This window comes from Arthrobacter castelli DSM 16402 (assembly GCF_000430705.1).
Taxonomy (GTDB): domain Bacteria; phylum Actinomycetota; class Actinomycetes; order Actinomycetales; family Micrococcaceae; genus Arthrobacter_C; species Arthrobacter_C castelli.
In genome coordinates, this window is sequence record NZ_AUMN01000022.1 from 15772 (window position 1) to 38981 (window position 23210).

Sequence of the window (23210 nt, forward strand, 5' to 3'; positions counted from 1 at the left end):
GATACATGACTAATCGAGTGCGCGTAGCAGTGATGGGAGCAGGCGGCCGGATGGGGTCCGCCGCCGTCAAGGCAATTGAGGCGGCCGAGGACCTGGATCTCAGCGCGCAACTTGGCCGCGGAGACCGCCTGGACAGCCTCGAGGAGACTGGAACCGACGTCGTCGTCGATCTCACCGTTCCCGAGAGCACCGAGAGCAACGTTCGTTTCGCCGTCGAACACGGAATGCATGCGGTGGTCGGCACCAGCGGCTGGGACGCCGACCGGTTGTCTTCGCTGCGGGAGCTGCTTGGCCGGCATGAAAATACCGGCGTCTTGATTGCGCCGAACTTCGCCCTCGGATCCGTGCTGGCGACGAGCTTCGCAACCAAGGCGGCGAAATACTTCGAGTCGGTCGAGGTGGTTGAACTGCACCATCCCAACAAGGTGGACGCCCCCTCAGGGACAGCTGTCCGGACGGCGCAGCAGATCGCCGCGGCACGCGACGAAGCCGGGATAGGCCCTGGCCCGGACGCCACCCGCACAGCGATGGACGGCGCCCGCGGGGCCTCCGTCGACGGCGTTCCCGTGCACAGCGTGCGGTTGCGCGGATTGGTCGCCCATCAGGAGGTCCTCCTCGGGTCGGCCGGTGAACAGCTGACCATCCGGCATGATTCCTTTGACCGGGAATCTTTCATGCCCGGTGTTCTGCTCGGAATCCGGTCTGTGGCCGGACACCCGGGCCTGACAGTGGGGCTCGATGGCTACTTGGACCTGGAGGCGTAGGCCGCTTCGATGAAAACGAAAATCTGGGTGGCGCTGGTTGCTCTGCTGCTGGTCTTCTACCTGATCGTCACGGCCCACCGCGGCTGGATCCTGTTGATGGCTCCGGAGCCGGTGGCCAAGCTCCTCGGAGCCGCGGTGTTCCTGTTGCCCGTGGTCGGTGTGTGGGCCCTGGTGCGCGAGGTGATGTTCGGCGCGCGGATGGAGAAACTCGCGAAGATCCTCGAGGCCGAGGGTGGTTTGCCTCCGGACACGCTGCCCCGCACCGCCGGCGGGAGGATCGTACGCGAGGCAGCCGACGCGGAGTTCGAAAAATATCGCGCCGCTGCCGAATCTGAACCGGACGACTGGAGGTCCTGGTTCCGTCTGTCGTGTGCCTACGATGCCGCCGGCGACCGGCGGAGGGCCCGCAAGTCGATGCGCGACGCGATTGCGATGTACCGCCGGAGCGCCGCCACGGTCTAGGACAGGCACGATCCTGTCTTCGACGGTATATGAGAGTCCATCCCTCTCCGCCGACCGTCCCTGGGAATCCATTCCGCTCCGCTATGGGACATTTGACCGCCGGCGCCGGTGGTTGAATGTCCCATAGCGGAGGGAAATCGGGTGTGCGAGGTATTTCCCGCGGTCACCTGGACTCAGGCGTCGCGGGCGGCCGTCGCCAGCGTCGACGTGAACGCCTCCAGGGGCCCGCGTTTCTTCATCAGGAACACGGCGGAACCTATCGCCATCGCGCCTGCGGCGTAGAGCCAGTAGATCACCGCCGGCTCCAGCGACGATTCGTCCACGGGAGCCACGGACAGCAGCACGACGTGAGCCGTGTAGAGCGTCAGCGTCATGGCACCGGCGCCGGACAATGGCAGCAGCAGTGTGCGGTTCCAATGTGTGATGAACAGGCACAATCCGATGACGGCGGCCGCCACCGCGCTGGTGTGCAGCAGGTCCAGGGTGGTTCCCGAGTGCGGTGCCGCGGCCGCCAGCCACCACCAGGATCCGGATTGCTCCACCGGTGACAGGCTGACCTGCATGAGCGCCTCCAAGGGGATCTCGTTGCCCTGTTCCGTCGCCAGCAGCGCGTTCAGGCCACCGAGCTGGTGCATCAGGTAGGAAGCCAGCGCGGATGCGGCCACCGCCGTTGACGCCCCTGCCGCCAGCAGCGTCAACTGGGTCCGCACGGAGTCCAGGTTCAGCCGGCCGATGGCCAGCCCGATCAGCACATACCCCAGCCATTGGGCCACCGGGTAATAGCCGGTGAAAAAGATATCGGAGAAGAAAACGGCCGGGGTGAACAAATCCAGCAACACCGGGTTGTGCCCTAACTGAGCCTCACCCAGCCATTGGCGCAGCAACGGGCGGACCAGATAGGCCACGGCGGGGGAGGCCAGCAGCCATCCTGACGCCCAGAGCGCCAACGGTCGCAGTCGCATACCGGCGAAGGGCAAAGCGACCAGGAACAGCACGCCATAATGCACCAGGATGATGGCGATGGTCGATTCCATCCCTCCGATGACGAAGCCGATGAACGCGATCACCAGGGCACGCATGGCCAGCCCCCGCCGGTCGGCCCGCAGGGCGTCTCCGGTGTGGGGATGCCCCCGGCCGGTGTACAGGGCCAGCGACAGCCCGGCCAGCACGGCAAACAACGCCGCCGAGCGTCCCGAAAAGGCGCTGCCCACAAACGTCGGAACGCCTGCTTCATACAGCGGCATGATGTGGCAGGCGATCATCCCCAGCAGCGCCGCCCCACGGGCGGCATCAATCCCGGTCAGGCGCGTGCGCGAGGCAGGACCGGAAGCTGGAAGCATAGCTAGATGCTCTCACGCGAGGTCGGGCCGATTGGCGGCCAGGTGCGTGTTGGGAAGTAATGTTGAGCGGTGCGATGTGTCTTACAGTGAGCCGATATCCTCAAATGCCGCCACGACGGGTAACGTTTTACGTATGGTTGACTCGTCCATCGTCCCCGGTGAATCCCTGTTTGGTTCCCTGCTGACGGCCATGGTTACCCCCATGAAGGCCGACGGCAAGGTTGATCTGGCGGAAACCGGGCGATTGGCCGAGAAGCTCGTCGACGACGGGTGCGACGGGCTGGTGGTCGCGGGTACCACCGGCGAGAGCTCCACGCTCGACGACGAAGAGAAGATTTCGCTGTTCCGTGCCGTGGTCGAGGCGGTGGGCGGCCGGGCCAAGGTCGTCGCCGGAACCGGCAGTAACGACACCGCCCACTCCGTGCTGTTGTCCCGGATGGCGGTCGAAACCGGCGTCGATGGCTTGCTGGTGGTCACCCCCTACTACCTGAAGCCGACCCAGTCGGGTATCCAGGCGCACTTCGAGGCCGTCGCCAATGCCACCGAGCTGCCGGTGATGTTGTACGACATTCCCGGCCGCTCTGCCGTGCCCATCACCGTGGAGACCATGCTCCGGCTGGCCGATCATCCACAGATCGTCGCGGTCAAGGACGCCAAGGCGGACTTCGCAGCCGGCACCCGGGTGATGGCCAACTCGTCCCTGCAGTTCTACTCGGGCGACGACGGGCTGACCCTGCCATGGATGTCGGTGGGCGCCCAGGGCGTCGTCGGCGTGACAACCCATGTGGCAACCGCCCGGTTCCGGCAGATGGTCGACGCTGCCGCCGTCGGCGACCTGCAGACCGCACGGGCGATACACCTGGAACTTGAACCTGTAATCCGTGCGACCATGACCCGTGTACCGGGCGCGGTGGCGGCCAAAGAGATCCTGCATTGGCGCGGGACCCTGCCCCGTCCCACCGTCCGGTTGCCGCTGGTCGGTCCCACATCCACCGAAAGCAAGCTGATACGCGAAGATCTCGCGGAAGCTGGAATGGAATCGCTTCAATGACTCAAACGGCTATGTCACGCCTGGTGACCCCGCCTGAACTGACCGATGGAACCATGCGGATAGTGCCGCTGGGCGGCTTGGGGGAGGTCGGCCGGAACATGGCCGTATTCGAACTCAACGGCAAACTGCTGATCATCGACTGCGGCGTGTTGTTCCCCGAAGAGCACCAGCCGGGCGTGGACCTGATCCTTCCGGATTTCACCTACATTGAAGACCGGCTGGACGATATCGTCGCCATTGTCCTGACCCACGGGCACGAGGACCACATCGGCGCGGTGCCGTACCTGCTCAAGCGGCGGGCGGATATTCCGCTGGTCGGATCCCAACTGACGCTGGCGCTGATCGAAGCCAAGCTCACCGAACACCGGATCAAGCCCTACACCTTGACCGTCACGGAGGGGCAGATCGAGCGGCTCGGCCCGTTCGAATGCGAATTCGTGGCCGTGAACCATTCGATCCCGGATGCCCTGGCCGTCTTCCTCCGCACCGAAGCGGGCAACGTGCTGCACACCGGCGACTTCAAGATGGACCAGTTGCCGCTGGACGGCCGGATCACCGATTTGCGTTCCTTTGCCCGGCTGGGAGAAGAGGGCGTCGACCTGCTGATGGTGGATTCAACCAACGCGGACGTGCCCGGATTCACAACGGCCGAACGTGAAATCGGGCCCACGCTGGAGGGCATCTTCGGTTCTGCGGATAAGCGGATCATCGTCGCCTCCTTCTCATCCCACGTCCACCGGGTCCAGCAGGTGCTGGATGCCGCCGAGAAGGAGGGGCGCCAGGTGGCGCTGGTGGGCCGTTCCATGGTGCGCAACATGAACATCGCCGCGAAGCTCGGCTACCTGAGCGTGCCCGAGGGCATCCTGGTCGACATCAAGAACGTCGGCAACATCCCCGACCACAAGATTGTGCTGATGTGCACCGGTTCGCAGGGCGAGCCGATGGCCGCGCTGTCGCGGATGGCCAACAAGGACCACCGGGTCGACGTCGGCAGCGGCGACACCGTGATTCTCGCCTCATCGCTGATCCCGGGAAACGAGAACGCCGTCTTCCGGGTCATCAACGGGCTGCTTAAGCTCGGGGCCGAGGTCATCCATAAGGGCAGCGCCACAGTCCATGTATCCGGCCACGCCGCCGGTGGCGAACTGCTGTACTGCTACAACATCCTGCAGCCGGCCAACGTGATGCCGGTCCACGGCGAGACCCGGCACCTGATCGCCAATGCCCGGCTGGCGGCCGATACCGGCATCGAGAAGCAGAACATCCTGGTGACCGACGACGGCTCAGTGGTCGACCTGGTGGGCGGGAAAGCCCGGATCGTCGGCGAAGTCGACTGTGGATATGTCTACGTCGACGGCTCCACTGTGGGCGAAATCACTGACGCCGACCTGAAAGACCGCCGGATCCTGGGGGACGAAGGATTCATCTCGATCATTACGGTGGTGAACCGCTCCACCGGCAAGATCGTCACCGGCCCCGAGATCCATGCCCGCGGCTTCGCCGAAGACGACACCGTCTTTGATGAGGTCATCCCGAAGATCAACGCTGCCCTGGAAGACGCGGTGATGAGCAGCAACGACCACACGACACACCAGCTCCAGCAGGCCGTGCGGCGCGTGGTGGGTACCTGGGTGAACAAACGGTACCGCCGGCGTCCGATGATTATTCCGGTCGTGCTGGAGGCCTGAGGCGCGTAAATCCAGCCGCCGCCCGCTCCGACGGAGTACCGTAGGTAGCATGGCGACTCGTACTTCCCCTGCCCGTCAAACAGGCACGCAGTCGCGCAGCAAGAGTTCAAACAGCGCTGCGCGAGGCAACGCTGCCCGTTCGACGTCCAATTCCAAGCAACCGTCCAAGGCGTCCTCCAGGCAAACCGAGCCCGCTGCCGAACCGCACCGCCCGCCGTGGCCGGTGCGGGCCGTGGCAGGTGGCTGGATGGGACTGTCGCGCCTGACCGGCGGAGCCATCCGCCGGATGGGCCATGACGTCAGCGATGTCGACCCGGCGCTCAGGCGTGACGGTGCCGGCTTCTTCCTGTTGCTGCTCGCCGTGCTCGTCGCTGCCGTCGAGTGGTGGGCCCTGACTGGATGGTTCGCCCGCGGCGTGCATGCGGTGGCCGCCGGAACGTTCGGTTGGATGGCGCTGGTGGTGCCGTTCATCCTGCTGATTTGCTCGGTCCGGTTGATCCGGCACCCGCAGGATCCCCGGGGCAACAACCGGGTCGGTATCGGCATGCTGGTGATGCTGTTCACCGGAAGCGGCATAGCGCACATCGCCGGAGGCCAACCTCCCCTATCAGACGGTTTTGAACGGCTGTGGGAGGCCGGCGGAATGGTCGGTTTCCTGATGGCTGCGCCCTTGGCCGCGGCCATCACCAAATGGGGCGTGCTGCTGCTGCTGGCCGTGCTCTGCTTCACCGGGCTGTTGATCGTCACGGCGACCCCATACCGCGCCATACCTTCCCGGCTGCGGGCGCTGTACGAGCACCTGATGGGTCAGGACCTGAGCGACGGTCCGGCGGGTGCTGACGACGGTAGCGAGCACGACCAGAGCTATTTGTACGACGACGGCAAGTCCGGCAAGCAGGCGAAGGCGAAGAAGCCCAGGAAGCTGCGCGGACGGAAGAAGGACGCGGAAGCGGAGGATCCCGAGGGGTACTACGGCGACGAAGCCTTCCAGCAGGCAGCGGTGCTCGACAAGCCGGAACAGGATGGCTCGGGGCCGCCCCCGGGAGTCAAACGCCCCACGGCGGCCGAGCTGGCCACGCAGAAGCTCAAGGACCAGCAGGGACTGGGCAAGTCCGGCGGCGAGGCGCCGACCGAAGCAATCTCGGTGGTGCCCGGGCAGGCGGGGCAGGGGCAGGACAGCGGCCCCGGCACCCAGCCGGTGCCGGCTGTGCCGTCGGGGTCCGCGGCGCCGCAGGCCCCCAGTGCCCCCATCCCGCAGCGCACCGAACAACTGCAGCTGGCCGGAGACGTTGCCTACACGCTGCCGGCCGCAGATACGCTGACGCCGGGGACGCCGCCGAAGGAACGTTCCGCAGCCAACGAGGCCGTGGTCGAGGCGCTGACCAAGGTGTTCAAGGAATTCGGCGTGGATGCGGCCGTCAGTGGATTCTCCCGTGGCCCCACCGTGACGCGCTACGAGATTGAACTCGGCCCCGGGATCAAGGTCGAACGTGTCACGGCGCTGACCAAGAACATTTCCTATGCGGTGGCAAGCGCCGATGTGCGGATCCTTTCGCCGATCCCGGGCAAGTCCGCCATCGGCATCGAGATCCCGAACACCGACCGGGAAACCGTGTCCCTGGGCGATGTGCTGCGCTCGACGGTGGCACGCAAGACGGACCACCCGATGGTGATGGGCGTGGGCAAGGACGTTGAAGGCGGGTTCGTCGTCGCCAACCTGGCCAAGATGCCCCACCTGCTGGTGGCAGGTGCCACCGGGGCCGGTAAGTCATCATTCGTTAACTCGATGATCACCTCCATCCTGATGCGCGCCACACCGGACGATGTGCGGATGGTGATGGTGGATCCCAAGCGGGTGGAACTGACCGCCTATGAGGGCGTTCCGCACCTGATCACCCCGATCATCACCAGTCCGAAGAAGGCGGCCGAAGCGCTGCAGTGGGTGGTCCGCGAAATGGACACCCGGTACGACGACCTGTCCACCTACGGATTCAAGCACATCGACGACTTCAACAAGGCGGTGCGCAACGGCAAGGTGACTCCGCCGCCAGACAGCAAGCGCGTGCTCAAGCCCTACCCCTACCTGCTGGTGATGGTCGACGAGCTGGCGGACTTGATGCTGGTCGCCCCTCGCGACGTGGAAGATTCCATTGTGCGCATCACCCAGCTGGCCCGTGCGGCCGGAATCCATTTGGTGCTGGCCACCCAGCGGCCCTCTGTCGACGTCGTCACGGGGCTGATCAAGGCCAACGTGCCGTCCCGGCTGGCGTTTGCCACCTCCTCCGTCACGGACTCCCGGGTGGTGCTGGACCAGGCCGGCGCGGAGAAACTCATCGGGCAAGGCGACGCGCTGTTCCTGCCGATGGGCGCCTCCAAGCCGATGCGTGCGCAGGGGGCGTGGGTGACCGAGTCGGAGATCCACCAGGTCGTCGACCACGTGAAGGGCCAGCTGCAGGCGGTCTACCGCGACGATGTCACCCAGGCCGCGCCGAAGAAGCAGATCGACGATGACATTGGTGACGATCTGGAGGAACTGCTGCAGGCCACCGAACTGGTGGTCACCACCCAGTTCGGCTCGACGTCGATGCTGCAGCGGAAGCTGCGGGTCGGTTTTGCCAAGGCCGGGCGCCTGATGGACCTGCTCGAATCCAGGGGCGTGGTCGCCGCCTCCGAGGGCTCCAAGGCCCGCGATGTGCTGGTCAAGCCGGATGATCTGGCGGCCACGATGGCCGCAATGCGCGGCGACGATCCTCCCGAGTCGCAGCAGCCGGCCTCCGACGACGCAGCCACCCAGGCCATGCCCGCTGCCGGGCCGGCGGCCGGGCCGGTGGATGAGGTGGAAGCCTCGCTGCAGCACACCGCCACTGACTACGGCGATGATGACGATGACGGGTCATCGGAGGACGCCTGGGGTCTCACCGGGCGCTGAGGGGCATTAGTCTGGGTATGTGACTTCCAGCCAGCCCGCGGATATCCCGACCCTCAACATCGCCAACGTGCTCACGGTGATCCGTGTGCTGCTGGTGCCGCTGTTTATCTGGCTGATGCTGCTCGACGGCGGTGACTACTCGCTGGCGCGCTGGATGGCAGTGCTGGCGTTCGCCGTCGCCATCTACACCGATAAGCTCGACGGCGACATCGCCCGCAAGCGCGGCCTGATCACGAACTTCGGAAAGATCGCCGATCCCATCGCGGACAAACTCCTGATCGGCTCGGCGCTGGTGCTGCTGTGCGTGATCGACGGCATGGCATGGTGGATCACCATCGTCATCCTCGGCCGTGAACTGCTGATCACGCTGCTGCGGTTCGTGGTGATCCGCTATGGGGTGATTCCGGCCTCCCGCGGCGGCAAATTGAAGACCGTGCTGCAGACGGCGGCCGTGCTGCTCTACCTGATGCCGCTGGCCATCGTGGTGGGCGGCTGGTATGACGTCGTGGCCTACGTGGCGATGCTGGCCGCGGTGGCGGTGACTGTGGTGACAGGTGTGGATTATGTGGTCCAGGCGGTGCGGATGCGTTCTGCGGCAGGGGACAGGAAGGACTGACGATGATTCACCAACCCGGCCACCAGGTGGCCGCGCCGGATGTGGAACGTATCGTGGCTGACGCGGCGTCGGCCTCGCTGACGGTCGCCACCGCCGAGTCGCTGACAGCGGGAATGGTCTGCGCCGAACTTGCCGGCGTCCCCGGAGCCTCGACCATGCTGGTCGGAGCCGTGGTGGCGTACCAGAACCCGTTCAAGGAATCGGTGCTGGGCGTCAGCGCCGAACTGCTGTCTCGTGCCGGGTCCGTTGACGCCGAGGTGGCCCGGGCGATGGCGCAGGGAGTGCGCCGCCTTTCGGGCGCCTCGCTGGGCTTGTCCACCACCGGAGTGGCCGGTCCGGAGCCGCACGATGGTCAACCCGTGGGCACCGTGTTCATAGCGCTGGCCGATGAATACGGCGCCTGGTGCGCGCAGTACTCATTCGAAGGCGACCGCGCCGCCATCCGCCGCCAGGCCACCGCACATGCGCTGCTGGAGCTTCAACAGGCCATCGACGCGGCAGGGCCGCCAGCGGTAGATTAGCCTTTACGGGAACAATTTCGTTATCGCAACAGTTAGTACTAGTGTCGGCACTCAACGTGCCGGAAGGCATAAGATGTACAAAGACGGCGCAACCGGGAAGCAGATCTTTCACAGAGTGCGTCCGTACAGTAAGGGAGCAAGGCGATCCAGATGGTAAAGCAACCCGTATCCGTAAACGGGGTCGTCCGTTGGCGTGATGTGGGTCTGGCAGAAGATGCCCAACCAGAGCAGAAGGAGCACAAGATGGTGGTTCTGCGCCACGAGATCGGTGATGTGCTGCGCCAGGTCCGGCAGCGCCAGGGCCGAACCCTCCGTGAAGTTTCACATAATGCGCGTGTTTCTCTGGGGTATCTCAGCGAAGTCGAGCGTGGGCAGAAGGAAGCCTCCTCCGAGCTCCTGTCATCGATCTGCTCCGCGCTGGATGTGCCGCTGTCATTAATGTTGCGGGAAGTCAGCGAGCGTCTGGCCGAAGCCGAAGGCGTGGCAATCCCGGACACCGTCCCTCAGGAGTTCTCCAGGGAATTCGCCCGGGATATTTCCAGCGACCTCACCGAGGAGCTGGACCGGGGCCTGGCACCAAGCAGCTACTAGCAACTCAACACACGATAGGCTCCCTGCCGGATCCGGCGGGGAGCCTATCGTGTGTTAATCAGGTGCTCATCAGGCCTCGTTGGTGTACTCCTCATTGAGCCTGGTCAGCAGCGCCGCCAATGTCTCGACGTCGTCGGCGGACCATCCGGCCAGCCGGTTGCGGAATGCTTGCTTGCGCGCCAGCTGGGTTCTGGCCAGCTGAACAGACCCTTCCTCGGTCAGGGTGAGCGTCTGGGCGCGGCCATCGAAGGGGTCTGCCTGTTTGCGCACCAGCCCGATATCTTCCAGCAGGCTGATTTGGCGGCTGACCGAGGGTTTGCCGATACCGATGTTGGCTGCCAGGTCGGTCAGGCGCATGGCGCCCTCCTTCTGCAGGATCACCAGCAACCCGTAGGCAGCCGGTTCCATCTCAGGGTGCACATCGCGGGCCACCCGCTGGGAAATGGATCTCGATCGGCGCCACAGCATGCTCAGTTGCTGTTCCAGGTGCTCGATAGGGTCGCTCAGAGCGGACCCGGCAGGCCCGGCGGACCCGGCGGACCCGGCAGGCTCAGCGGGGCCACCCGGGGCACCGGTCGATGGCGACTCGTCGGTCTCGTTCATGCGACTATTCTAGAGGTGTGCTGCCGATCTGGCCGCAGGCTCTGGTCCGTGAGAGACTTTTGTACGTGCGATTGAGTGAATTCTGGCGCCTGATGGATGACGAGTTTGGAGCCGGCTACTCCCGGGTCCTGGCCGACGAGCTGGTGCTCGGTGACCTGGACGGGCGGACGGCGGCAGCTGCCCTCCGCGACGGCGAAAGCCCGAAAAGAGTCTGGTCGGCCGTGTGCGACGTCCAGGACATTCCACCCGAGCGCCGCTGGGGCAGGGACATCAAACCACGGAGCGCGTAGCCGACACGCCCCGCATCTTCTTCGAATACGTGTTCGGCCACCACTAAGCTGATAAACGGAAAGGATTCCGGGCCTGCAGGCAAGGTTATCCACAATCTGAGGGATGACAACTTGTTCTGTCGGCGGCAGGGTCTAACGTCGTAGTCGGACACATCAACGGCCCACGGCCACACAAGACATTAGAGGTGAATCATGCCGGCACCAGCAGATCGCGAGAAGGCTCTGGAAGCCGCTCTGGCGCAGATCGACAAGCAATATGGCAAGGGGTCGATCATGCGCCTCGGCGACGATACGCGCGCCCCGGTCGAGGTGATCCCCACTGGTTCCATCTCCCTCGACGTCGCCCTTGGGGTTGGCGGGCTGCCGCGCGGCCGCGTGGTTGAGGTCTACGGTCCGGAGTCATCAGGTAAGACCACCGTGGCCCTTCATGCGGTGGCCGGTGCCCAGCAGACTGGCGGAATCGCGGCATTTATCGACGCCGAGCACGCACTTGATCCGGACTACGCCCAGAAACTGGGGGTGGACACGGACGCATTACTGGTTTCCCAGCCCGATACCGGTGAGCAGGCGCTGGAAATCATGGACATGCTGGTCAGCTCCGGCTCCCTGGATGTCATCGTGATTGACTCTGTCGCCGCACTGGTGCCCCGCGCGGAAATTGAAGGCGAAATGGGCGACAGCCACGTCGGTCTCCAAGCCCGGCTGATGAGCCAGGCACTGCGCAAAATAGCCGCCCGGCTGAATCAGACCCAAACCACCGCGATCTTCATTAATCAGCTCCGCGAGAAGATTGGCGTCTTCTTCGGCAGCCCGGAAACCACCACCGGTGGCAAGGCGCTGAAGTTCTACGCATCGGTGAGGATCGATGTCCGCCGCATCCAGACCCTGAAGGAAGGTGCCGACTCCGTCGGTAACCGGACCAAGGCGAAGATCGTCAAGAACAAGATGGCGCCGCCGTTCAAGGTCGCGGAGTTCGACATCATCTACGGGCAGGGAATCTCCCGCGAGGGTGGAATCATCGACATGGGTGTCGAACACGGCCTGATTAAGAAGTCGGGTTCCTGGTTCACCTATGACGGTGACCAGCTGGGCCAGGGGATGGAAAATTCCCGGCGCTTCCTGCGCGATAACCCGGAACTGGCCGATGAGCTGGAGCGGTTGATCAAGGAAAAGCTGGGAATTGGAGTCAAGCCGGCAGAGAATCCGGAGGAGACGGAGCCGCAGCTCAAGGCTGTCGGCAGCGACGACACGTTCTAACCGCCCATGGCTTCATCGCGTCCGGATGGTCCCGCGGCCGGCAGCGGTGGCCACGACGCTGTCGAGCCGGACCCGCACGAGGTGGCCCGATCGATCGTGCTGCGCCAGTTGACGGCTGCCCCCAAGAGCCGGTTGCAGCTTCAGCGGAAGCTGGCGGAGCGCGATGTTGCCCCGGACGTCGCGGCCGCGGTGCTCGACCGCCTCGAAGAAGTGCAGCTGGTCGACGACGCCGAGTTCGCCAGGATGTGGGTGCGCAGCCGGGCACAGACCAAGGGACTGGCCGCGCGGGCCCTGGAGCGTGAGCTGGCGGACAAAGGGATTACCGGCGACACCGCGGCCGAGGCGCTGGGCCAGCTGAGCGCCGACGACGAGCTGGCCGCCGCACGGAGCCTGGTGGAGGCGAAGCTGAAGACCAACGCCGACTACACCGACCGGAGCGTCAGGGACAAGCACACCCGGCGGCTGGTCGCAATGCTCGGCCGGAAGGGGTATTCACCATCGCTGGCGTTCCAGGTGGTCACCGAGGCCATCGACGCCCTGGCGTGATTGTGGCTGCCGCCCCGACAGGTCTTACCCTTGTAGGGTGACTGCAACAACCTCCGCCGAACCATTGCCTGCCGCCGTGCCGGATGCGCGCACCTATCAGGTCCGCACCTACGGGTGCCAAATGAATGTCCACGATTCCGAGCGGATGTCGGGCCTGCTCGAAGAGGCCGGGTACGTCGCCGCCGACGACGACCAGGCCGACGTCGTGGTGTTCAACACCTGTGCGGTCCGGGAGAACGCCGACAACAAGCTGTACGGGAACCTGGGCATGCTGGCGCCCGTGAAAGAACAGCGGCCGGGGATGCAGATCGCCGTCGGCGGATGCCTGGCGCAGAAGGACCAGGACGAAATCCTGCGCAGGGCGCCGTGGGTGGACGTGGTGTTCGGCACCCACAATATTGGCTCCCTGCCCACGCTGCTCGAACGTGCCCGGCATAATAAGCAGGCCGAACTGGAAATCCTCGAATCGCTTGATGTTTTCCCCTCGACGCTTCCCACCAAGCGGGACGCCGTGTATTCAGGGTGGGTTTCCATATCGGTGGGCTGCAACAACACGTGCACATTCTGCATCGTGCCGTCCCTGCGGGGGAAGGAACGCGATCGCCGCCCCGGCGACATACTGGCCGAGATCCAGGCCCTGGTGGACGACGGCGCCATCGAAGTCACGCTGCTGGGCCAGAACGTCAACTCGTACGGGGTCGAGTTCGGCGACCGCGGCGCCTTCGCCAAGCTGCTGCGCTCCTGCGGCGAGATTGAAGGGCTCGAACGCGTCCGTTTCACCAGTCCGCACCCGGCGGCCTTTACCGACGACGTCATCGATGCGATGGCCGAGACACCGAATGTGATGCCGCAGCTTCACATGCCGCTGCAGTCCGGATCCGACAAGGTGCTCAAGAGCATGCGCCGCTCCTACCGTTCCAGGAAGTTCCTCGGCATTCTGGAGAGGGTGCGGCAGCAGATACCCCATGCCGCCATCACCACTGACATCATCGTCGGTTTCCCCGGCGAAACGGAAGAAGACTTCCAAGCCACCCTCGACGTGGTCGAAGCCTCCCGCTTCTCCAGTGCGTTCACCTTCCAATACTCCAAGCGCCCCGGCACCCCGGCCGCTGAAATGGAAGACCAGATCCCCAAGCCCGTCGTGCAGGAGCGCTACGAACGGCTCACGGCCCTGCAGGACCGGATTTCGGCCGAGGAGAACGGCAAACAAGTCGGCCGGATGGTGGAAGTGCTGGTCACGGCCGGCCAGGGCAAGAAGGCCGCCGAAACGCACCGGCTCAGCGGACGGTCCGCAGACCAGCGCCTGGTTCACTTCTCCGTGCCCGAATCGGCCGACAGGCCACGGCCGGGTGACGTTGTAACGGTTCCGATTACCGCAGCGGCTCCGTTCCACCTGATTTCCGATCCATCCGTTGCCGGCGACTATCAGCTCCGCCGCACCACCGCCGGCGACGCCTGGGATCGCACACAGGCGGACTCCTGTGGGACGCCAGTGCCCGGAACCACCGGCGGCAAGGGCGTCTCGCTGGGGATGCCGGAGATGCCTGCTGCCGGCGGTGCTGCCACGCCTTGAGCGCTCATTCCGGAGGCAGCCGGCCGCATCCGGTGGTCGCCGTCGTCGGCCCCACCGGTTCAGGCAAGTCCGAGCTGGCGGTGCGGCTGGCGCAACGGATCGGCGGCGAGATCATCAATGCCGATGCCATGCAGTTCTACCGCGGCATGGACATCGGCACCGCGAAGATCCTTCCCGGCGACCGGGGCGGCATCGACCACCACCTGCTGGACATCCTGGACGTCACCGACGAGGCCAGCGTCTCGGCCTACCAGCGGCAGGCCCGCACGACTATCGATGAGATCGCCTCCCGCGGAGCCGTGCCGATCCTGGTCGGCGGCTCCGGCCTCTACGTCCGCTCCGCCCTCGATGTCCTGGAATTTCCGGGCACCTCGCCGGAGATCCGCGCGTCCCTGGAGGAGGAACTTGCCCGCCACGGGACCACGCAGTTGCGTGAGCGGTTGGCCAGGGTCGATCCGGCGTCAGCCGACCGGGTGCAGGACGACCGCAGACTGGTGCGGGCACTTGAAGTATTCGAAGTCACCGGCAAGCCTTTCAGCTCCTTCATGCCCCGGCGCCAGTACCACCAGCCGGCGGTGCAGATCGGGCTGGACGTGGACCGCGCCGAACTGCGGCAACGGCTGGCCGGGCGCGTGGACCGCATGGTGGCCGCCGGGCTCGAGCAGGAAGTGGCCCGATTGGCGCAGCACGGCCTGCGGCAGGGCAAAACCGCCTCCCGCGCACTTGGCTATGCGCAATTCCTGCAGGTGCTGGACGGCACCCTCAGCCTCGAGGCGGCCACCACGGATACGGTGGCTGCGACCCGCAAGTTCGCCCGCCGCCAGCGGACGTGGTTCTCGGCCGACCCGCGGATCGAGTGGCTGCCGTGGAAGGCACCGGACCTGGTGGAGCAGTCCGTGCAGCACATAACCCGTACGCTGGAATCATGACTGTGGATGCAACCCGGAGCCCGTGGGGCTCCCTGTCCTTACTGCCCTGGAGCAAGGGCCACGGCACCGGAAATGACTTCGTGCTGGTGGCCGACCCGGATGACACCTACCGGATCGACGCGGAAGCCACGGCCCGCATTTGCGACAGGCACCAGGGAATCGGCGCCGACGGATTGATCCGCGCGGTCAGGTCGCAGCACGTCCCCGAGGGCGGCCCGCTGCTGCGGACGACGCCGGAGGCCGAATGGTTCATGGACTACCGCAACAGTGACGGAACCGCCGTCGAAATGTGCGGCAACGGCGTCCGGGTGTTTGTGCACTTCCTCATCGACCAGGGCCTGGTCGAGCTGGCCGAGGGGGGCGAAATCATTATCGGCACCCGGGGCGGTCCCAGGGCCGTGAAACGCCAGCAGGACGGATACGTCGTCGACATGGGGCCCTGGGACTTGATCTTCCCCGACACGGCGGCCGGCCAGGGCACCGATTCGCTCGTCGAGGCCGGCGGAATGGCGGTGGCCAGGCCCGCGCTGTCCATCAGCATGGGAAATCCGCATACGGTGCTGGCCCTTGCCCACGCCGATGAACTGCGCGGACTCGACCTGCACAGGCAGCCGCAGGTGGATCCGGTGCCGCCGGCGGGCACCAATGTCGAATTCGTGCTCCCGTCCGAGCCGCTGGTCACCGACGGCACCGGCGTCATTACCATGCGGGTGCATGAACGCGGAGTGGGGGAGACCCAGTCCTGCGGTACAGGCGCCTGTGCGGCCGCTGCCGCGATCCGCTACTGGGCCGGTCGGGGAGCACCCGACGACTGGGCCGTCCAGGTGCCCGGCGGGGTGGTCTCGGTGACATTCTTTGACGCCGACGACGGCGTCGAGCACGTGTTGCTTGGCGGCCCGGCCGAGCTGGTGGCGACCGGGGTGCTGTCCTGACGGTTATCCTGTGCGCTTGACCTTCAACAAGCGGAAGCCCTTGGAACTATGGGCCCGGGAGACGGTGAACTGATCGCTGAACTCCGCCGTCATCCAGCGCTGCAGCGAGTCCGAACCGAGATTGCGTTGGACCACAAGCCAGGCGGTTCCGCCGGGAGCCAGCCGGTTGATCCACAAGTGGAGCAGCCCATGCAACTCCGGCTTGCCCACCCGTATCGGGGGATTTGACCAGATGGTGTCAAAACGCACCCCAGGGTCGATGTCCGCCGGGGCTGCGGCCGTGACGTTCGACAATCCCAGCGCCGCGGCATTGTCCCGCGTCAGCCCCAGCGCCCGCTCGTTGACGTCGACGGCGTAGACATTCGCCTGCGGGCTCTTCAGCGCCATGGTCAGCGCCATCGGGCCCCAGCCGCACCCGACGTCGAGCAGATTGCCCGACGTCGGCGGGTCGTCCGCCGCCTTCAGCAGCACCGCCGTGCCTTGATCGATCCGGCCGGGACTAAAAATGCCGTTTGCAGTGTTTAAATCCCTGACGGCCCCCGCGAGGACAACCTGCAACGGCCGGCGGGATTCCTGCCCGCCCGGCTGGGCACTGAAATAGTGGTTGGACGCCATAGTGGCACACATTAGCCGCAGAATCGCCTGCTGCGGTATTTAGGCGCCCCTGACTTATCCACGTATCCACCCAGGCACCTATGGACCCGTCGCGGCGGGGACTAGAATGAAAGCATCGATGCCTCTTCAAAGGAGAACATGACCCAGAACCGCACCCCGCAATCGACGGATTCGGATATGAGCCACGAGGACGTCCAGGCGGTGATTGACCGTATCCTGTCCAAGGAACCGTCCGCCTCCGAGCGGAGCAATCCGTCGGACAGCCGGGCGGGCAACGGGGCACTTGGCGACAGCGCGCAAGAGTTGTCGCAGCTCAATGAAGAGCACAGTGAGTTCGACGGCGACCAGCAGGAGCTGGCCGAACGCCGGGCGTTGCGCCGTGTCACCGGGTTATCGACCGAGCTCGAGGACGTCACAGAAGTTGAGTACCGGCAGCTGCGGCTGGAACGGGTCGTGCTGGCCGGATTATGGAGCGACGGGCCATATGAAGCGGCCGAGAATTCGCTGCGGGAACTGGCATCGCTGGCTTCAACTGCCGGCTCCGAGGTCCTTGACGGCATTATCCAGCGCCGGATGAAGCCCGACCCGGGCACGTTCCTGGGATCCGGAAAGGCCGAGGAACTCAAAGACATTGTGCTCTCCACCGGGGCCGATACCGTCGTGGTGGACGGCGAACTGGCGCCATCGCAGCGGCGCGGCCTGGAGGACATCATCAAGGTCAAGGTCATCGACCGGACCGCCTTGATTCTGGACATCTTTGCGCAGCACGCGAAATCCAGGGAGGGCAAGGCCCAGGTTGAGCTGGCCCAGCTCGAGTACCTGCTGCCGCGCCTGCGCGGGTGGGGCGAGTCCCTCTCCCGGCAGGCTGGTGGACGCGTCGGCGCGGCCGGCGGAGGCATCGGCGCCCGCGGCCCCGGCGAGACGAAGATCGAACTTGACCGGCGCCGGATCCGCAACCGGATGGCAAAGCTGCGCCGCGAAATTGCCGCGATGAAGCCGGCGCGGTCCACCAAACGGGCCAACCGCCGTCGTCATTCCGTTCCCTCAGTGTCCATCACCGGGTACACGAACGCCGGTAAATCCTCGCTGCTGAACCGTTTGACCGATGCCGGCGTGCTGGTGGAAAACGCGCTGTTCGCGACCCTGGACCCGACCGTGCGCAAGGCCGAAACCGCCGATGGAATCGGCTATACCCTCGCCGACACGGTCGGCTTCGTCCGGTCGCTGCCCACTCAACTGGTGGAGGCGTTCCGCTCCACCTTGGAAGAGGTGGCCGGATCCGACCTCATCCTGCATGTGGTCGATGTCTCACACCCTGATCCCGAGGGGCAGATAGCCGCAGTGCGGGAGGTGCTGGCCGATGTTGAGGCCCGGCAGATTCCGGAGATCATCGTGCTGAATAAGGCCGATGCTGCCGATCCGTTCGTGATCGACCGGCTGCGCCGCCGCGAGCCGAACCACGTGGTGGTCTCTTCGCGCACCGGTGAGGGCATCAACGAGCTGCTGCAGGCGATCAGTGACGGCATCCCGCGACCAACGGTGAAGCTTGACTTGTTGATTCCCTACCAGCGCGGCGACGTGGTGAACCGGCTGCACGAACAGGATTCGGAGATCCTGGACACCGAGCACCTGCCCGAGGGCACACACCTGAACGTCATGGTCCGTGAATCGTTGGCGGCCGAACTGCAGCCGTTTGTCCAGCATGGGTGAGGGGTCCGGATACACCGGAGAGAGCCTGCACCTGCTCGATACCGCCGTGACGGCCATGGGCGGGACGAACCGGCAGGGCCAGCATGAGATGACCCGCCGCGTGGCCGGGGCGATCGGCGGTGACGGGCACCTGCTCGTCCAGGCCGGAACCGGAACCGGGAAGTCATTGGCCTACCTGGCCCCGTTGATCGCCCATGCCGTCAACAGCGATAAGCCATCGGTGGTGTCCACGGCCACGCTGGCCCTGCAGGCCCAAATCGTGGGCCGCGACCTTCCCCGGCTGCTGGAGGCCCTGGAACCGCAACTGGAACAGCCGGTCAACGTGGCACTGGTCAAGGGCCGCGGCAACTACGTCTGCAAGCACAAGCTCGACGGCGGCTTCGGCGATGATGATGGCGCCGAGGCGGCGTTGTTCCAGCTCGGCGAGGACGTCGGGGCCGCCCACCCGGCCCCGGAATCAGCGGCTGCGTCGGGGCCGACGTCGGCCCTGGGACGGGAAGTGGTTCGGCTGCGGGAGTGGGCCGGGCAGACAGACACCGGTGACCGTGACGATCTTGTGCCGGGGGTCAGCGACCGCGCCTGGAAGCAGGTTTCGGTCAGTGCCATGGAATGCCTGGGCGCCTCCAAATGCCCGTTGGCGGATGTGTGCTTCAGCGAACTGGCACGGGCCCGGGGCGCAGAGGCCGATATCGTCATCACCAACCACGCCATGCTGGCCATCAGCGCCTTCGAGGGGCTGGCCGTACTGCCCGAGTACGACGTCGTCGTCATCGATGAGGCGCACGAACTGCAGGACCGCGTCACCGGCGCGGTGTCCGGCGAGCTGTCGGCGGCCATGGTCCATTCAGCCGCGTCCAGCGCCCGCAAACATGCATCAATCAGCGTGGAGGCGCTGAATTCCGCCGCGTCCAACCTGGACGCCGCGCTGGAGCCCATAGCGTCCGGTCTGCTGGCCGGCGGGCTGAATGAAGAGCAGCAGAGCGCCATCGGCCAGCTGCGCCAAGCCTGCCGGACTGCCTTGTCAGACTCCAAACCGGACAGCGCCAACTCGGCCGACGGCGGCCGGCAGATGGCCCGCTCACGGCTGACGGTGCTGCTGGAGGTGTGCGAACGGATTATTGCTGCCGGCCACGCGGGGGAAGTGGTCTGGGCCTCCAGGCCCGCCTCCCTGCAGCAGGCAGGCTGGACGGTCGACGAAACGCAGCCGGCCACCCTCCACGTGGCCCCGCTGTCGGTGGCCGGACGATTGCGCGAAGGGCTGTTCGAAGACCACACCGTGGTCTTGACCTCTGCCACCCTGGCCATCGGTTCGGCCTTCGAACCCGTGGCCGGCTCGCTGGGGCTGTTGGGCGACGGCGCCCCCAGCTGGACCGGCGTCGACGTCGGAAGCCCGTTCGACTATCCCAAACAGGGCATGTTGTACGTGGCGGCTCATCTGCCGAAACCGGAACGGGGAGTCTCGGACGCGCAGCTCGACGAGCTCGCCGAACTGCTCAAGGCCTCCGGGGGAGCCACCCTGGGGCTGTTCTCGTCCCGGCGGGCGGCCGAGCAAGCGGCCGAAGAGATGCGGATCCGGACGGATCTGAACGTGCTGTGCCAGGGGGACTCGTCGATGTCCGCGCTGGTGAGACAGTTTGGTGAGGAGCCGGACAGCTGCCTGTTCGGCACCATGTCCCTGTGGCAAGGCGTCGACGTCCCCGGTGAGGCATGCCGACTGGTGGTCATCGACAGGATTCCTTTTCCGCGCCCCGACGATCCGATGATGACCGCCCGCACCCGGGCCGTGGCCAAGGCGGGCGGCAACGGATTCATGAGCATTGCGGCCACGCATGCCGCCGTACGGTTGTCCCAGGGGGCCGGGCGGTTGATCCGGACCAGCCAGGACCGGGGAGTGGTGGCAGTGCTGGATTCGAGGCTTGCCACCGCACGGTACGGGGGATTCCTGCGGGCGGCCCTGCCGCCGTTTTGGAGCACTACCGATCAGTCAATCGTGCTCTCTGCGCTGGGGAGGCTCGCACCGGCGGATGCCTGAGGTGCGCGCCCGGCATACGGCGGTAGCGCAGCTCAGAGGCTGCGCATCACCGACACTACCTTGCCCATCACAGTGGCATGGTCGCCCAGGATTGGCTCATACCTGGTGTTCTGCGGCAGCAGCCAGGTATGGCCGTCGCGTTGCCGGAACGTTTTGACAGTTGCCTCATCGTCGAGCAACGCGGCCACAATGTCGCCGTTGTCAGCAGTGTTCTGGCGCCGGACCACCACCCAGTCCCGGTCGCAGATCGCCGCGTCGATCATTGAATCGCCGGTGACCTTGAGCAGGAACAACTCCCCGTGGCCGACCAGCTGGCGCGGCAATGGAAGCACGTCCTCCACCGATTGGTCGGCCAGCACCGGCCCGCCCGCGGCGATGCGGCCCACCAAGGGAACCATTGCGGTATCGGTGGCACTGGTCAGCTCGGAAATTGATCCGCCGGCCGCGCTGCGCAACCGGGCCGGTTCGTCGACGCCTTCGACCGGGACCGTGTCGTCGCCGAGCGTCAGTGGAATCAGCACTTCCATGGCCCGGGGGCGTTTGGGATCCCGCCGGATGTAGCCCAGCCGCTCCAGCTGGGAGAGCTGGTGCGTCACGCTGGAGAGGCTGGCCAGTCCCACGGTGTCGCCGATTTCGCGCATCGACGGCGGGTAGCCTTTTTGGTCGACTGAGCGCTGCACGGTTTCCAGAATCTTCTTCTGCCGCAGGGTCAGGCCGCGGGAGGCGCGGTGCTTGACCTCCTTGCTTTTGCCGGTGGCGCCCGGACCGGCGGCACCGGCCGGATCTGTATCTGCTGTATCCACCATCGCCTGCGGATCCTTTCATCCAAGCTGGCAGCGCCAGCGGCATCTGTGCCGGTCCTGCATCCGTCAATCAAAAAATGTCAGTGGTCGCTGATGCACTGATTTCAGCGGCCGGCTTTGATGTAAACGCTAAGCCAGCCGACGAGGAATTTCAAAGATTTGTTCTAGCGAGTCTCGACATTGTTCGTCAATGCGTGCTAAAAGTTGGAACAGGCGAAAGTCGAATGCGTGTTCGAGGCGCACACCGCATCCGGTGTGGGATGTCGAAACACAGGAAGGTTGGCAATCATGACGGCACAGGCAATAGACCAGAGTGCTTTCCCGTATGTCCCGAAGGGGCCGCAGCCGGCGACGCGCGAGGTGCTGCCGAATCACTCAACGCGGCTTCACCTGACCCGTCGGGGCCGCCTGCTGCTGATCGGCATCCCGCTGATGGCTGCAGCCGCCTGCCTGGTGTTTTCCCTCGGGTTCTTCAACTCGCCGGCGACCGCTGCCAGCGAAGCGCCGCCGGAGCCGGCCGGGAGCGTCACCTACACCGTCGCCCCGGGAGACACCGTCTGGACGATCGCGGCCGTGGTGGCCGGCGGGGGCGACACCCGGGATGCGGTGCAGGCGATCATGGACCTGAACCAGCTTGAAACGTCGACCATCCAGGTGGGCCAGCAGTTGTTCCTTCCTGCAGGTGACTGAGGTGTGGGCGGGTGCTGTACCGATGCGGCAGGTTATTACGGCCGCGATAGCGTTCAGGGTAACGATTGCCGCCTGCGGAGGCGGCACGGATAAGCTGGACGGGTGAATGATCAGCTCCAGCGACTGAGCGACCTGCCGTTGCGTGAAGACCTCCAGGGGAAAAGTCCCTACGGTGCCCCCCAAATCGATGTGCCGGTCATGCTGAACGTCAACGAGAACACCCATCGCCTGCCCCCTGAGGTGCACCAGGCTATTGTGAATGCGGTCGGCGAAGCGGTGGCCGGTATTAACCGGTATCCCGACCGGGAGTTCGCGGAACTGCGTCAGGCCCTGGCCGGGTATCTGGGCCACGGACTGACCCGCGAAAACATGTGGGCGGCCAATGGCTCGAATGAAGTGCTGCAGCAGATTCTGCAGGCATTCGGCGGTCCGGGCCGCACCCTGATGAGCTTCCCGCCGACCTACTCGATGTACCCGCTGCTGGCCAACGGAACCGGCACCACCTACATTGCCGGTGATCGCAGCAGCGACTTCACCCTCGGCGCCCGCGAGGCGGCAGATCAGGTCAGGGCCGCGGCGCCGAGTGTAGTGATACTCTGCTCGCCGAATAACCCCACCGGTACGGCGCTGTCGCTGGACATCGTCGAGGCGGTCTACGATGCCGGCCGGGATTCGAACACGATTGTGATCGTCGACGAAGCTTATGCCGAATTCGCCCACGCGGGCACCCGGAGCGCCCTGACGCTGCTGCCGGGCAGGCAGCGCTTGATTGTCTCGCGGACCATGAGCAAGGCCTTCGCGCTGGCCGGTGCGCGTGTCGGGTATCTCGCCGCAGCACCGGAAATTGCAGACGCCTTGCGGTTGGTGCGGTTGCCGTACCATTTATCGGCCATTACCCAGGCCACCGCGTTGGCCGCGTTGGCGCACGCACCGGCGTTATTGGCACATGTCGAAGACATTAAGGCCCAGCGGGACCGGATCGTCACCGAGCTGACAGCCATGGGCCTGTCGCCGGCGCCGTCCGACTCAAACTTCGTCTTCTTCAGCGGTGTTGAAGACCCCGGCGCCGTGTGGCGTGCCCTGCTCAACGAGGGTGTATTGATCCGGGACGTTGGCATTTCCGGCTATTTGAGGGTCAGCGCCGGCACGGAAGCCGAAACCACCAGGTTCCTGACGTCGCTGCGCCGGCTCCTGGGCACTTGAACTGGCCATAGAATGGAGGGGGGCCGACGCCCTCCGGACCTGCCTGCCGGCCGGCCGGCTGCTAC

General features: G+C 65.5%; 22 protein-coding genes. 18 read left to right on the forward strand and 4 right to left on the reverse strand.

Annotation, left to right across the window (positions count from 1 at the left end; translation table 11 throughout):
- Positions 1-5 precede the first annotated feature (5 nt).
- Both dapB and H535_RS0118275 read left to right on the forward strand, forming a co-directional pair.
- Positions 6-764: a 4-hydroxy-tetrahydrodipicolinate reductase gene (gene dapB / locus H535_RS0118270; RefSeq protein WP_026820678.1), complete on the forward strand. Its 759-nt coding sequence runs from the start codon at positions 6-8 to the stop codon at positions 762-764.
- A 9-nt stretch (positions 765-773) separates the two neighbouring features.
- Positions 774-1226: a tetratricopeptide repeat protein gene (locus tag H535_RS0118275; protein WP_026820679.1), complete on the forward strand. Its 453-nt coding sequence runs from the start codon at positions 774-776 to the stop codon at positions 1224-1226.
- A gap of 173 nt (positions 1227-1399) precedes the next feature.
- On the opposite strand, the gene H535_RS0118280 is transcribed toward H535_RS0118275, so the two are convergent.
- Positions 1400-2566 (reverse strand): heparan-alpha-glucosaminide N-acetyltransferase domain-containing protein, encoded by a 1167-nt coding sequence (locus H535_RS0118280; protein ID WP_026820680.1) that lies wholly within the window; start codon positions 2564-2566, stop codon positions 1400-1402.
- A gap of 133 nt (positions 2567-2699) precedes the next feature.
- Here H535_RS0118280 and dapA point away from each other — a divergent pair, with 133 nt between their 5' ends.
- From dapA to H535_RS0118310, 6 genes are all read left to right on the forward strand, one after another.
- Positions 2700-3617 (forward strand): 4-hydroxy-tetrahydrodipicolinate synthase, encoded by a 918-nt coding sequence (gene dapA / locus H535_RS0118285; protein ID WP_026820681.1) that lies wholly within the window; start codon positions 2700-2702, stop codon positions 3615-3617.
- Positions 3614-5305: a ribonuclease J gene (locus H535_RS0118290; protein ID WP_026820682.1), complete on the forward strand. Its 1692-nt coding sequence runs from the start codon at positions 3614-3616 to the stop codon at positions 5303-5305. Before dapA ends, H535_RS0118290 begins: the two co-directional genes overlap by 4 nt.
- Before the next feature lie 49 nt (positions 5306-5354).
- Positions 5355-8234, forward strand: a complete 2880-nt coding sequence (locus H535_RS0118295) for an FtsK/SpoIIIE family DNA translocase (protein ID WP_026820683.1) — start codon at positions 5355-5357, stop codon at positions 8232-8234.
- Between the two features lie 19 nt (positions 8235-8253).
- Positions 8254-8850, forward strand: a complete 597-nt coding sequence (gene pgsA, locus H535_RS0118300; protein WP_026820684.1) for a CDP-diacylglycerol--glycerol-3-phosphate 3-phosphatidyltransferase — start codon at positions 8254-8256, stop codon at positions 8848-8850.
- Between the two features lie 2 nt (positions 8851-8852).
- Positions 8853-9371, forward strand: a complete 519-nt coding sequence (locus tag H535_RS0118305) for a CinA family protein (RefSeq protein WP_051299521.1) — start codon at positions 8853-8855, stop codon at positions 9369-9371.
- 150 nt (positions 9372-9521) lie between these two features.
- Positions 9522-9962, forward strand: coding sequence for a helix-turn-helix domain-containing protein (locus H535_RS0118310; protein ID WP_026820686.1), 441 nt, complete (start codon positions 9522-9524; stop codon positions 9960-9962).
- Positions 9963-10031: 69 nt separating this feature from the next.
- On the opposite strand, the gene H535_RS0118315 is transcribed toward H535_RS0118310, so the two are convergent.
- The gene (locus H535_RS0118315; protein ID WP_081416802.1) at positions 10032-10565 is read right to left on the reverse strand and encodes a MarR family winged helix-turn-helix transcriptional regulator; all 534 of its coding nucleotides are present in this window, start codon (positions 10563-10565) and stop codon (positions 10032-10034) included.
- 65 nt (positions 10566-10630) lie between these two features.
- On the opposite strand from H535_RS0118315, the gene H535_RS0118320 reads away from it, so the two are divergent.
- From H535_RS0118320 to dapF, 6 genes are all read left to right on the forward strand, one after another.
- Positions 10631-10855 carry a DUF3046 domain-containing protein gene (locus H535_RS0118320; protein WP_026820688.1) on the forward strand — a complete coding sequence of 75 codons (225 nt, stop codon included), beginning with the start codon at positions 10631-10633 and terminating at the stop codon, positions 10853-10855.
- A gap of 192 nt (positions 10856-11047) precedes the next feature.
- Positions 11048-12112: a recombinase RecA gene (recA, locus tag H535_RS0118325; protein WP_026820689.1), complete on the forward strand. Its 1065-nt coding sequence runs from the start codon at positions 11048-11050 to the stop codon at positions 12110-12112.
- A 6-nt stretch (positions 12113-12118) separates the two neighbouring features.
- On the forward strand, positions 12119-12658 hold the full coding sequence (locus H535_RS0118330) for a regulatory protein RecX (RefSeq protein WP_026820690.1): 540 nt from the start codon (positions 12119-12121) through the stop codon (positions 12656-12658).
- A 37-nt stretch (positions 12659-12695) separates the two neighbouring features.
- The gene (gene miaB / locus H535_RS0118335) at positions 12696-14231 is read left to right on the forward strand and encodes a tRNA (N6-isopentenyl adenosine(37)-C2)-methylthiotransferase MiaB (protein ID WP_026820691.1); all 1536 of its coding nucleotides are present in this window, start codon (positions 12696-12698) and stop codon (positions 14229-14231) included.
- Positions 14228-15160, forward strand: coding sequence for a tRNA (adenosine(37)-N6)-dimethylallyltransferase MiaA (gene miaA / locus H535_RS0118340; RefSeq protein ID WP_035770137.1), 933 nt, complete (start codon positions 14228-14230; stop codon positions 15158-15160). Before miaB ends, miaA begins: the two co-directional genes overlap by 4 nt.
- The gene (gene dapF, locus H535_RS0118345; RefSeq protein ID WP_026820693.1) at positions 15157-16092 is read left to right on the forward strand and encodes a diaminopimelate epimerase; all 936 of its coding nucleotides are present in this window, start codon (positions 15157-15159) and stop codon (positions 16090-16092) included. The genes miaA and dapF overlap by 4 nt, the downstream gene beginning before the upstream one ends.
- A gap of 3 nt (positions 16093-16095) precedes the next feature.
- Here the strand turns inward: dapF and H535_RS0118350 are convergent, their stop codons facing one another.
- Positions 16096-16707, reverse strand: coding sequence for a class I SAM-dependent methyltransferase (locus tag H535_RS0118350; RefSeq protein WP_026820694.1), 612 nt, complete (start codon positions 16705-16707; stop codon positions 16096-16098).
- Between the two features lie 138 nt (positions 16708-16845).
- On the opposite strand from H535_RS0118350, the gene hflX reads away from it, so the two are divergent.
- Together hflX and H535_RS0118360 are read left to right on the forward strand one after the other, a co-directional pair.
- The gene (gene hflX / locus H535_RS0118355; RefSeq protein ID WP_026820695.1) at positions 16846-18417 is read left to right on the forward strand and encodes a GTPase HflX; all 1572 of its coding nucleotides are present in this window, start codon (positions 16846-16848) and stop codon (positions 18415-18417) included.
- A complete protein-coding gene (locus H535_RS0118360; RefSeq protein WP_035770138.1) occupies positions 18410-20449 on the forward strand; it encodes an ATP-dependent DNA helicase in 2040 nt (679 codons plus the stop codon). The genes hflX and H535_RS0118360 overlap by 8 nt, the downstream gene beginning before the upstream one ends.
- 32 nt (positions 20450-20481) lie before the next feature.
- Here the strand turns inward: H535_RS0118360 and lexA are convergent, their stop codons facing one another.
- Positions 20482-21255 (reverse strand): transcriptional repressor LexA, encoded by a 774-nt coding sequence (lexA, locus tag H535_RS0118365; RefSeq protein WP_026820697.1) that lies wholly within the window; start codon positions 21253-21255, stop codon positions 20482-20484.
- Between the two features lie 285 nt (positions 21256-21540).
- On the opposite strand from lexA, the gene H535_RS0118370 reads away from it, so the two are divergent.
- Together H535_RS0118370 and H535_RS0118375 are read left to right on the forward strand one after the other, a co-directional pair.
- Positions 21541-21942: a LysM peptidoglycan-binding domain-containing protein gene (locus H535_RS0118370; RefSeq protein ID WP_051299522.1), complete on the forward strand. Its 402-nt coding sequence runs from the start codon at positions 21541-21543 to the stop codon at positions 21940-21942.
- Positions 21943-22044: 102 nt separating this feature from the next.
- Entirely contained in the window at positions 22045-23145 is a 1101-nt protein-coding gene (locus H535_RS0118375) for a histidinol-phosphate transaminase (protein ID WP_026820699.1), read from the forward strand.
- Positions 23146-23210: the final 65 nt, after the last annotated feature.